3 protein-coding genes are annotated in these 12,244 nt (G+C 76.1%); all 3 read left to right on the top strand.

Annotated features, from left to right (window positions below; genetic code table 11):
- Positions 1–59: 59 nt before the first annotated feature.
- Positions 60–10,895, top strand: coding sequence for a type I polyketide synthase (locus WA762_RS16260; RefSeq protein WP_335936432.1), 10,836 nt, complete (start codon positions 60–62; stop codon positions 10,893–10,895).
- A 657-nt stretch (positions 10,896–11,552) separates the two neighbouring features.
- Positions 11,553–11,780 carry a hypothetical protein gene (locus tag WA762_RS16255; protein WP_335936430.1) on the top strand — a complete coding sequence of 76 codons (228 nt, stop codon included), beginning with the start codon at positions 11,553–11,555 and terminating at the stop codon, positions 11,778–11,780.
- Positions 11,780–12,163 carry a hypothetical protein gene (locus tag WA762_RS16250; RefSeq protein WP_335936429.1) on the top strand — a complete coding sequence of 128 codons (384 nt, stop codon included), beginning with the start codon at positions 11,780–11,782 and terminating at the stop codon, positions 12,161–12,163. The genes WA762_RS16255 and WA762_RS16250 overlap by 1 nt, the downstream gene beginning before the upstream one ends.
- Positions 12,164–12,244: the final 81 nt, after the last annotated feature.

Raw genomic sequence — 12,244 nt, 5'->3', positions numbered from 1 at the left:
CAACCGCGCCTTCACCGCATCACCCGGCGCCGCCGAGCCAGCAGGGAGCGACACCGACCGTGGACACATCCGTCGAGCAGATCGTCGAGGCGCTGCGCGAGGCCATGCTCGAGAACGAGCGGCTGCGCCGGCAGAACGACCGGATCGCCGAAGCAGCGCACGAACCCGTCGCCGTCGTCGCCATGAGCTGCCGCTACCCCGGCGGCGTCAGCACCCCCGAACAGCTGTGGCGGCTGGTCGACGCCGGCGTGGACGCCGTGGGCGACTTCCCCGAGGACCGCGACTGGGACGTCGAGGCCATCTACGACCCCGACCCCGACGCCCCGGGCCGGACCCACGTCCGCGAGGGCGGATTCCTCTACGACGCCCCGCGCTTCGACCCCGGGTTCTTCGGCATCAGCCCGCGCGAGGCCCTCGCCATGGACCCGCAGCAGCGGCTGCTGCTGGAGACCGCCTGGGAGGCGTTCGAACGCGCCGGCATCGACCCGCACACCCTGCGCGGCAGCCGCACCGGCGTCTACGCCGGGGTCATGTACCACGACTACGGCAGCTGGCTCACCGACGTGCCCGAGGGCGTCGAGGGCTACCTCGGCAACGGAAACCTCGGCAGCGTCGCCTCCGGCCGCGTCTCCTACACCCTCGGCCTGGAGGGCCCGGCCGTCACCGTCGACACCGCCTGCTCCTCCTCGCTGGTCGCCCTCCACCTGGCCGTACAGGCCCTGCGCACCGGCGAATGCTCCCTCGCCCTGGCCGGCGGCGTCACCGTGATGTCCACCCCGGACACCTTCATCGACTTCTCCCGCCAGCGCGGGCTCGCCCTGGACGGCCGCTGCAAGTCCTTCGCGGAGGGCGCGGACGGCACCGGCTGGGGCGAGGGCGCGGGCATGCTGCTGCTGGAACGGCTCTCCGACGCCCGCCGCAACGGCCACCGCGTCCTGGCGCTCGTACGCGGCTCCGCCGTCAACCAGGACGGCGCCTCCAACGGGCTGACCGCCCCCAACGGCCCCTCCCAGCAACGCGTCATCCGTGCCGCGCTCGCCGACGCCCGCCTGGAACCCCACCAGGTGCACGCCGTGGAGGCGCACGGCACCGGCACCCCGCTCGGCGACCCCATCGAGGCCCAGGCCCTGCTCGCCACCTACGGGCAGGACCGGTCCGCCGGCGAACCGCTCTGGCTGGGCTCGGTCAAGTCCAACCTCGGCCACACCCAGGCCGCCGCGGGCGTCGCGGGCGTCATCAAGATGGTGATGGCCATACGGCACGGCCGGCTGCCGAAGACCCTGCACGCCGAACACCCCACCACCCAGGTCGACTGGGAGTCCGGCGCCGTCGAACTCCTCGGCGAGGCCCGCGACTGGCCCGACGCCGGGGAACCCCGCCGCGCCGCCGTGTCCTCCTTCGGCATCTCCGGCACCAACGCCCACGTCATCGTCGAGGCGGCCCCCGAACCCGAGCCGCGCGCCGCGGAACCCGTCTGGGACCGGCCGCTGCCGCTGGTGCTGTCCGCCCGGGACGAACCGGCCCTGGCCGCCCAGGCGCGCCGCGTCCTGGACCACTTGGAGAGCCCCGGCGCCGACCCCGTCCCCGACGTCGCCTACGCCCTGGCCACCACCCGCGCCGCCCTGGACCGGCGGGCCGTCGTCACCGGCGCCGACCTGCCCGCCGTCACCGCGGGCCTCACCGCCCTGGCCGAGGGCGACCAGACGTCCGACGTGGTGCGCGGCGCACCGGCGGGGGAGTCCCGGATCGCGTTCGTCTTCCCCGGACAGGGCTCCCAGTGGACCGGCATGGCCGCCGAACTGCTCGACGCCTCACCGGTGTTCGCGGCCCGCATGGCCGACTGCGCCGAGGCGCTCGCCCCCTTCACCGACTGGGACCTGCTCGGGACCGTACGGGAGCGCCGTCCCATGGAACGGGTGGACGTGGTCCAGCCCGCGCTCTGGGCGATCATGGTCTCGCTGGCCGAGGTGTGGCGCGCGCACGGGGTGCGCCCCGCCGCCGTCATCGGCCACTCCCAGGGCGAGATCGCCGCCGCCTGCGTGGCGGGCGCGCTGAGCCTGTCCGACGGGGCCCGCGTGGTGGCCCTGCGCAGCCGGGCCATCGCGGAGGTGCTCTCCGGGCCCGCCGCCGGGAACGGTCCTTCCGGGACCGACGGCTCCGGGCCCACCGGTTCCGGGCCCGCCGCCGGGAACGGCGTCTCCGGCCGCGGCGGCATGATGTCGGTGGCACTGCCCGAGTCCCGGGCGCGTGAACTCGTCGCCGCCCACGACGGACGGGTCGCCGTGGCCGCGGTCAACGGCGCCTCGTCGGTGGTGCTCTCCGGCGACGCCGACGTGCTCGACGCGCTGCGCGAGACGATCGTCGCGGACGGCGGCCGGGCCAAGCGGCTGCCGGTGGACTACGCATCGCACTGCGCCCACGTCGAGTCGATCCGCGAGCGGCTGCTCGCCGACCTCGCGGGCGTCCGGGCCCGAGCCGCCGACGTGCCGTTCTACTCCACCGTCACCGGCGCCGTGCTGGACACCACCGCGCTGACCGCCGACTACTGGTACACCAATCTGCGCCAGAGCGTGCTGTTCGAGCCGGCCACCCGGTCCCTGCTCGACAACGGCTACGGGGTCTTCGTCGAGTGCAGCCCGCACCCGGTGCTGCTGCACAGCGTCGAGGAGACCGCCGACGCCGCCGGGACCGCCGTCACCGGGCTGGGCTCGCTGCGCCGCGACGACGGCGGGGCCGGGCGGCTGCTCACCTCGCTCGGCGAGGCGTTCGTGGCGGGCGTCCCGGTCGACTGGTCGGAGGTGTTCGCCGGAATGCCGGTGCGCGCCGCCGACCTGCCCACGTACCCGTTCCAGCGCGAGCGCCTCTGGCTGGGCCGGTCCGCCGCCTCCGGAGACGTCACCGCCGCCGGGCTCCAGACCGTCACGCATCCGCTGCTGGGCGCGGCGGTCCCGGTCGCCGGGGGCGGCACCCTGTTCACCGGCAGGCTCTCCGCGTCCACCACGCCCTGGCTGGCCGACCACGCGGTCGCGGGCGCCGTCCTGCTGCCCGGCACCGCACTGGTGGAGCTGGCGCTGAGCGCCGGCCACGAGCTCGGGCACGGCCATGTCGCCGAACTCACCCTCCAGACGCCGCTGGTGCTGCCCGGCCGGGCGGCGGCGCAGTTCCAGGTGCACGTGGCCGCCGCCGACGAGGACGGACACCGCGCGCTGACCGTCCACTCCCGCCCCGAGGGCGCCGACGACACCGCGTGGACCGCGCACGCCACCGGACTGCTCGCCCCGCAGACCGCCCCGCCCGGCTTCGACCTCGCGGAGTGGCCGCCCCGGGGCGCGGAGCCGGTGCCGGTGGACGAGGCCTACGCCGACCTGGCCGGTCTCGGTTACGACTACGGGCCCGCCTTCCAGGGCCTGCGCGCGGCCTGGCGGCGCGGGGACGAGACCTTCGCCGAGGTCGAACTCCCCGTCGAGGCAGGCTCCTTCGGCCTGCACCCGGCCCTGTTCGACGCCGCGCTGCACGCCGACGGCCTCGGCGCGCGCGGGCAGGGGGCGACCCGGCTGCCGTTCGCCTGGACCGGAGTGTCGCTGTACGCGTCCGGCGCCACCGCGCTGCGGGTCCGCATCCGGGGCGGCGACACGCTCTCCCTGGACCTGGCCGACCCGACCGGCGCCCCGGTCGCCGCCGTGGAGGCCCTGGTCTCCCGGCCGGTCGACCCGGCGGCCCTGGCCGCCCCGGTCCGCGACGACGACCTGTACCGGCTGGACTGGCCGGCACTGCCCGTACCGGCGGCCGACACACCCGCGTACGCCGTACTGGACGAGCGGGGCACGGCCGCGCTGGACACGGTGCCCGACTGGGCGGTCCTGCCGGTCACCGGCGGCGGGGCCGACCCGGTGACCGGGGTGCGCGCGGCGACCGGACGGGTCCTCGCCGCCCTGCGCGACTGGCTGGCGGACGACCGTACGGCCGGGGCGCGGCTGCTGGTGCTCACCGACGGCGCGGTCGCCACCGGCGCGGAGGACGTCACCGACCTGGCGGGCGCCGCCGTGTGGGGTCTCGTCCGCGCCGCCCAGGGGGAACATCCCGACCGCTTCGTCCTGGTGGACTCCGTCGACCACACGGATCATGCCGACCGCACGGACCACGTCGAGCACGTCGACCGCACGGACCATGCCGACCGCACCGGCACCGACGACCGGGTCGCCGCGGCCGTGCGCGCCGCCGCGGCCGGCGGCGAACCCCAACTGGCCCTGCGCGACGGCGTCGTACGGGTTCCCCGGCTGACCCACGCCGCCGTACCGGCGCGAGCCGCCACGTCCGTCTCCGACGCGGCCGCGTCCGGCCCCGATGCCGCCGCGCCCGGCTCCGACGGCGTGTCACCCACCGTCCCCGGCGGCTCCTTCGACCCCGAGGGCACCGTGCTCATCACCGGCGGAACCGGCGTGCTCGGCGCGGTGGTCGCCCGGCACCTGGCGACCCGGCACGGGGTGCGCCGCCTCGTCCTGGCCGGGCGCAGCGGCACCGCCTCCGACGACTTCGGCGACCTCGCCGAGCGCGGCACGGAGGTCGTCGTGGCCCGCTGCGACGCCGCCGAACGCGACCAGTTGGCCGCGCTGCTGGCCGGCCTGCCCGACGAGCGCCCGCTGACCGCCGTGGTCCACCTCGCCGGCGTGCTGGACGACGGACTGCTGACCGACCAGACCCCCGAGCGCCTGGACGCCGTCCTGCGGCCCAAGGCGGACGCCGCCTGGCACCTGCACGAACTGACCGCGCACCTGGACCTGTCGGCGTTCGTCCTGTTCTCCTCGGCCGCGGGCACGGTCGACGGCGCGGGCCAGTCCGGCTACGCCGCCGCCAACGCCTTCCTCGACGCCCTCGCCGCCCACCGGCGGGCCCAGGGCCTGCCCGGGCTCTCCCTCGCCTGGGGCTTCTGGGAACAGCGCACCGGAATGACCGCCCACCTCGGCGACGCCGACGTGGAACGCATGGCGCGCGCCGGGGTCCGGCCCCTGCCCACCGAGGAGGCGCTGCGGCTGCTGGACGCCGCGCTCGGCGCCGACGCACCGCTGCTGCTGCCCGTCGGCCTGGACCCGCGCGCCCTGCGCGGCGCCGACGGCCTCCCGGCCGTGCTGCGCGGCCTGGTGCCCGCGCCCGCCCGGCGTGCCGCGGCCTCCCGCGCCACCGCCGTCTCCGCCGCCGAACGGCTGGCCGCCCTCGGCGCCGCCGAACGCGACGCGGCGCTCATGGAACTGGTCCGCACCCATGTCGCGGCCGTCCTCGGGCACGGCGCGGACATGGTGCTGGACCCGCGCCGCTCGTTCCGCGAGGCCGGTTTCGACTCGCTGACCGCGGTCGAGCTGCGCAACCGCATCGGCAACGCCGTCGATCTGCGGCTGCCCGCCACCCTCGTCTTCGACCACCCCGACGCCGACGCCCTGGTGAGGTACCTGAAGGCGGAACTCTTCGGCGCGGACGCCGAGGAGGCCGAGAACGCCACCGGGACCGGCGCCGTCGTCCCCGGGGCCGCGCACGAACCGGACGAGCCGGTGGCGATCGTCGGCATGGCCTGCCGCTACCCGGGCGGCGTCACCACGCCCGAGGAGCTGTGGCGGCTGCTGGCCGACGGCGTGGACGCCATCGGCGCGTTCCCCGACGACCGGGGCTGGAACCTCGACGCCCTCTACGACCCGGAGCCCGGCAAGCCCGGCCACTGCTCCACCCGCGCGGGCGGATTCCTCCACGACGCCGCCGACTTCGACCACGACTTCTTCGGCATCGGCCCCCGCGAGGCCCTCGCCATGGACCCGCAGCAGCGACTGCTGCTGGAGACCTCCTGGGAGGCGCTGGAACGGGCAGGCATCGACCCGCACTCCGTGCGCGGCAGCCGCACCGGCGTCTTCGCCGGGGTCATGTACCACGACTACGGCAGCAGGCTGCGCGACGTCCCCGAGTCCGTACGCGACTACCTCGGCAACGGCAGCCTCGGCAGCGTGGTCTCCGGCCGGGTCGCCTACACCCTGGGTCTGGAGGGCCCGGCGCTCACCGTGGACACGGCGTGCTCGTCGTCGCTGGTGGCGCTGCATCTGGCGGCGCAGGCGCTGCGGCGGGGGGAGTGCACCCTGGCCCTGGCCGGAGGCGTGTCCGTGATGTCGACCGTCGACACGTTCGTGGACTTCAGCAGGCAGCGCAACCTCGCCGCCGACGGCCGTGCCAAGTCCTTCGCCGAGGCGGCGGACGGCACGGCGCTGTCCGAGGGCGCCGGTGTGCTGGTGTTGGAGCGGTTGTCGGATGCGCGGCGGTGGGGGCATCGGGTGTGGGGGGTGGTGCGGGGTTCGGCGGTGAATCAGGATGGTGCGTCGAATGGGTTGACGGCGCCGAATGGTCCGGCGCAGCAGCGGGTGATTCGTCAGGCTCTGGCGGTTGCGGGTGTGTCGGGTGGTGGGGTGGATGTGGTGGAGGCGCATGGGACGGGGACGGTGTTGGGGGATCCGATCGAGGCGCAGGCGTTGTTGGCGACGTACGGGCGGGATCGTGAGGGTGGGGATCCGTTGTGGTTGGGTTCGGTGAAGTCGAATGTGGGGCATGCGCAGGCGGCTGCGGGTGTGGCGGGTGTGATGAAGATGGTGTTGGCGATGGGGGAGGGGTGGTTGCCGGCGACGTTGCATGTGGATGAGCCGTCGCGGAAGGTGGACTGGGGTGCGGGGCGGGTGCGGTTGTTGACGGAGGGGCGGGAGTGGGTGCGGGGGGATCGTCCCCGGCGTGCGGGGGTGTCGTCGTTCGGGATCAGCGGGACCAACGCGCATGTGATCCTGGAGGAGGCCCCCGACGAGGACCCGCCGGGCGACCCGGGGTCCGAGCACCACGCCCCGCTGCTGCCCCTGGTCGTCTCCGGGGCCACCCCCGAGGCCCTGGCCGCACAGGCCGCCCGGCTGCGCACCGCCGCCGACGAGCGGATCACCGACCTCGCCCGCGCACTGGCCACCGAACGCGCCGCCCTCACCCACCGCGCCGCCGTCGTCGCCCGCGACCGGGACGAACTCCTCGCCGGACTGGACGCGTTGGCCGGAGGCCGTCGCGCCGACACCGTCGTACGCGGCCGTCCCGTCGCCGGCCGGACCGCGTTCCTCTTCACCGGGCAGGGCGCCCAGCGCCCCGGCATGGGCCGCGGCCTGTACGACGCCCACCCCGTTTTCCGGGAGGCCCTGGACGAGGTGTGCGCGGCCCTCGACGCCCACCTGGACCGCCCGCTGCGCGAGGTGATGTGGGCCGCGCCCGGCACCGAGGACGCGGAGTGCCTCGACCGCACCCTCTACACGCAGAGCGCCCTGTTCGCCGTGGAGACCGCCCTCCACCGCCTGCTGACGGCGTACGGCCTCCGGCCCGACCGGCTGGCCGGCCACTCCATCGGGGAACTGGCCGCCGCCCACGCCGCCGGCGTCTGGGACCTCGCGGACGCCGCCCGGCTGGTCACCGCGCGCGGCCGGCTCATGCAGTCCCTGCCCGCCGGCGGCGCGATGCTCGCCGTGGACGCGACCGAGGACGAGGTGCTGCCGCACCTGGGCCCCGAGGTGTCCGTGGCCGCCGTCAACGGCCCCCGGGCCGTCGTCGTCTCCGGCGCCCGGGCCGCCGTGGACGCCGTCGCCGCCGCCTTCCCCGGCCGCCGCGTCAAGCGGCTGCGGGTCAGCCACGCCTTCCACTCGCCGCTGATGGACCCGATGCTCGCCGAGTTCGAGAAGACCGCCCGCGAACTGCGCTACGCCGCGCCCGCGATCCCGCTCGTCTCGAACGTCACCGGCGCCCACGCCACCGAGGACGAGCTGTGCTCGCCCGAGTACTGGGTGCGCCACGCCCGCGAGGCCGTCCGGTTCGGCGACGCGGTCCGCGCCCTGGAGGCCGACGGCGTGCGCACCTTCCTCGAACTCGGCCCCGACGCCGTCCTGTCGGCCATGGGCGCGCAGGCCGTCGCCGACCCGGAGCGGTCGGCCTTCGTCCCGGCCCTGCGCCGCGACCGCGACGAGGAGGCCGCGTTCGCCGCGCTCCTCGGCACCGCCCATGTCCGCGGCCTGACCGTCGACTGGCGGCGGACCTTCGCCGGCGTCGCGGTCCGCCGCGTCGAGCTGCCGACGTACGCCTTCCAGCGGCGGCGGCTGTGGCTCACCGACGGCCCCGGCGCGGTCCGCGCCGACGGGACGGACGGGGCTTCGGCCGGGCACCCGATGCTCGGCGCCGCCGTCACCCTGGCCGCCGCCGGAACCGTCGCGCTGACCGGCCGTCTCTCCCTGTCCACGCACCCCTGGCTGGCCGACCACGCGGTCGCGGGCGTCATCCTCGTCCCCGGCAGCGCCTTCGTCGAACTCGCCCTCCAGGCGGGCGACCGCGCCGGCTGCCCGCAGCTGGAGGAACTCACCCTGGAACGCCCCCTGACCCTGCCCGGGCACGGGTTCGTCCAGATCCAGGTCGCCGCCGAGGCCCCCGACGCCGACGGGCGCAGGCGGCTGACGGTGCACGCCCGCCCGGAGGCCGCCGACGCGGACTGGACTCGGCACGCCACCGGCGTCCTCACCCCCCGGACCGTGCCCGAACCGGCCCCCGAGACGGCCTGGCCGCCCCGGGGCGCCGTCCCCGTCGACGTCACCGGCACCTACGACCACCTCGCCGAACAGGGCTACGACTACGGCCCCACGTTCCGCTGCCTGCGCGCCGCCTGGCGGATCGGCGACGAGGTCTGCGCCGAACTCGCCCTGCCCGGCGCCGGCCCCGACTCCGGCACGGACCCCGGTCCCGACCCGGCCGGCGGCTTCGGACTGCACCCGGCGCTGCTGGACTCCGCGCTGCACGCCATCGACCTGCTCGACGGCCAGGACCCGACCGTGATGACCCTGCCCTTCTCCTGGGAGGGCGTCACCCTGTACGCCACCGGAGCCACCGTCCTGCGGCTCCGGCTCACCCCGCACGGCGCCGACCACATGACCCTGCGCCTCTACGACGGCACGGGCGCACCGGTCGCCGAGGCGGCGTCGCTGCGCGTCCGCCAGGTCACGGCCGAGCAGCTGAACGCGGCGGCGCCCGCGCCCGGCGACCTGTTCACCCTGCGCTGGAACCGGTTGGACGTCCCCGCCGGGGCGACCGCCGCCGCACCCCGGATCCTGTCCGCGGCGGCGGACACCGCCCCGGAAGGCGGCGACCTGCCGGCCCTCGCCCGCGAGACCGCCGTACGCACCCTCGCCGCGCTCCAGGAGCATCTCGCCGAGCGGCCGGACGACGAGCCGCTGGTGGTCGTCACCCGGCGCGCGGTCGCCGTCGACGGGCCGCCGGACCCGGCCCAGGCCGTGGTCTGGGGCCTGGTACGGGCCGCCGCCGTCGAACACCCCGGACGGTTCGTGCTGGCCGACACCGACGGCGACCCCGCCTCGGTCGCCGCACTGCCCGCCGCCGTCGCCACCGGCAGGCCCGAACTCGCCCTGCGCGGCGGCACGGCGCACGTGCCGGAACTCGCCCGCACCTCGATACCGGGGACCCCGCCCCCGACACCGCTCAACCCCGAGGGCACCGTCCTCATCACCGGAGGCACCGGCAGCCTCGGCCGCCTGCTCGCCCGGCACCTGGCCGAACACCACGGCGTCCGCCATCTGCTGCTGGTCGGGCGCGGCGGCCGGACCCCGGAAACGGACCCGGGCGCGTACGAGGAGCTCGTCGCGTCGGGCGCACGGGTGACGGTCGCGGCCTGCGACACCACCGACCGCGCCGCCCTGGCCGAGTTGCTGGCCTCCGTACCGGACGCGCACCCGCTGACCGCCGTGGTGCACGCCGCGGGAGTCCTGGACGACGGACTGCTCACCGACCTCACCCCCGACCGCGTCGAGACGGTGATGCGGCCCAAGACCGACGCCGCGTGGCACCTCCATGAACTGACCCGCGAGCTCGACCTGGACGCCTTCGTCCTCTTCTCGTCCGCGGCGGGGACCCTCGGGGCCGCCGGGCAGGCCAACTACGCGGCGGGCAACGCCTTCCTGGACGCCCTCGCCGCCCACCGGCGGGCCCGGGGCCTGCCCGCTCTGTCCCTGGGCTGGGGGCTGTGGGACACCGGCGAGGGCATGGCGGCCGGGCTCGGCGCGACCGAGCTGCGCCGACTGGCCCGGGACGGCATCCTGCCGCTCCCCGCAGACCGGGCGCTCTCCCTGTTCGACCAGGCCCTGACCACCGACGGCCCGCTGGTCCTGCCGGTCCGCGTCCAGATCACCGAGGACGCGCCCGCCCTGGTCCGCGCCCTGGCGCCGACCCGGGCCCCCGCCCGCCGCACCGCCCGGACGGCCGACGCCGCACCGGACACGGCGCAGTCACTGCCCCGGCGCCTGGCCGGCCTCGGCGTCGCGGACGCGCGGCGGCTGCTGGTCGACACGGTGTGCGGCCATGTGGCCGACGTCCTCGGACACGGCTCCGGCAGCGCCGTCGACCCCGAACGCCCCCTCGGCGACCTCGGCGTGGACTCCCTCGCCGCCCTCGAACTGCGCAACCGGCTCGGCGCCGAGACCGGGCTGCGCCTGTCCACCACGCTCACCTTCGACTACCCCACCTCCGAGGCCCTCGCCCGCCATCTGTACGAGGAACTGGGCGCACCCGGGGCCGGGGAGGGCGACGGCGACCCCGTCGACGTCGAGGCCGAAGTGGCGCGCCTGGAGACGCTGCTGGGCGCCGCCCTTGAGTCCACCGGCCACGACGAGGAACAGCGCGCCCGGGTGGCGGCCCGCCTCCGGGCCCTCAGCGCCCGCTGGGACGGCGCCGCCGCCTGGCACGACCCCGCGACCGGTGGCGCGGCGGACGACGGGGCCGGGCTGGAAGCGGCCACCGCCGACGAACTCTTCGGCATCCTCGACGAGGAACTCGGCAGCTTCGACTGAGCCCCGATCCGCCGGGGCCTGGCTTCCGTCCGGGCGCGGGACGAGGCGATGAACGGGCGGGGTCCGGGCCGCCGGACCCCGCCCATGGCCGTCCGCCGCTGCAACGGCATACGACCGATTCCCCTGTTGTGTCGAGTGGCAACGGCCGGGGAAGCCGCAGATCGGAAAGGCTCAGCCCGAGCAGACCGCTGATCGCCCCCGGCCGGCGCCCAGGGCACACGGGGGCGCGGAAAGGCGCCGGACGACCGCGGCCGTATCCCCGGGAGGCGAAATACCGCAGGAGCACGAAGCACCGCGGGGGCGCGAAGTTGCCCCGTGGCACCTGAACCCTTGGCCGACCACCCGCCGGGATTCGTGGGATCCACTTCAGCAGGGAGCGGCCCCGGGCTCAAGGCTCGATGATCCGCCGAAGCGGGACACGGGACCCACGACCCCCGCCCCTCCGGGCGAGCGGCCGGGAACGGCCTGCGGAAACGGTCACGGCGCGTTTCAGAAGAGCCGGGACAGGATGAAACGGCGCGGGAGAATGGCCTTGTCGGCGCTCGTTGAAGGGCTCGAAGGTAAGGCGGGGCTCCCTGTCCCTCGGCTCTGCAAGGCCGGCGGACGACGCTCGGGAGCCTCGGTGTCGAGTGGCAACGAGCCGAGGAGGCATGCGAATTGAAGAAGAGCGAGCCCGCGCGGGCGAACTGCGTCGAGACCCCGGCGGTGACCGGTGGCCAACCGCTGCCGGGGCCGGCCGTGGTCGTGGTGGTCGTCGTCCTGCTGATCGCCGCGGGTCTGCTGGCGTCCGGGCCGACCGCCAGGTGTCCGGCCGCGCAGGCGGGGCGCCGCGCGTGGTGGTGCCGCCGCAGTTCATCACCGAGCCCTCGCAGCTCATCCGCGTGATGGAGCATCTGCGTCGGGAGAACGGCAATCCCACGCTGCGGGAACTGGAAGAGAGGGCCTATGTGGACGCCGGAACCAGGGTGAGCCTGCTGCCGAGGAGCACCGTCGGCGCGGTGCTGCGCGGACGGATGCCCGCCAAGGACCTGTTGCTGAACTTCGTCCGGCACTGCGGGAACGCCACCGGGAAGCAGCTTCAGGGCTGGGCGGACGCCTGGGAGCGGGCGGACGCCTGCCGCCGGGGCGAACTCCGCCCGGTGGCGGCGGTGCGTAGCGAACTGGTGCGGGTCGAGGACGAGTTGAGGCGGACCCGTGCGCAATTGCGGCAGGCCACCGTGGCGCTGGCCCGCGCCTCGACGGGCCTGTCGGCCCGACGGGCCGGGTAGTCCGACGGGCGGCCCGGCCGGGGAACGTGATCCCCCGGTCGGGCCGCGCGGCAGCCCCGCCCCCGGGCGCGCGGCCGCTCC

It is taken from the genome of Streptomyces tyrfis (assembly GCF_037034285.1).
Taxonomy (GTDB): Bacteria; Actinomycetota; Actinomycetes; order Streptomycetales; family Streptomycetaceae; genus Streptomyces.
Note: the sequence above shows the minus strand (reverse complement) of the source record. Positions and strands in the feature narration are given on the sequence as shown.

Coding starts and splice junctions, on each gene's coding strand:
- WA762_RS16250 (WP_335936429.1), top strand. CDS start 11,780: ATGGAGCATCTGCGTCGGGAGAACGGCAATCCCACGCTGCGGGAACTG.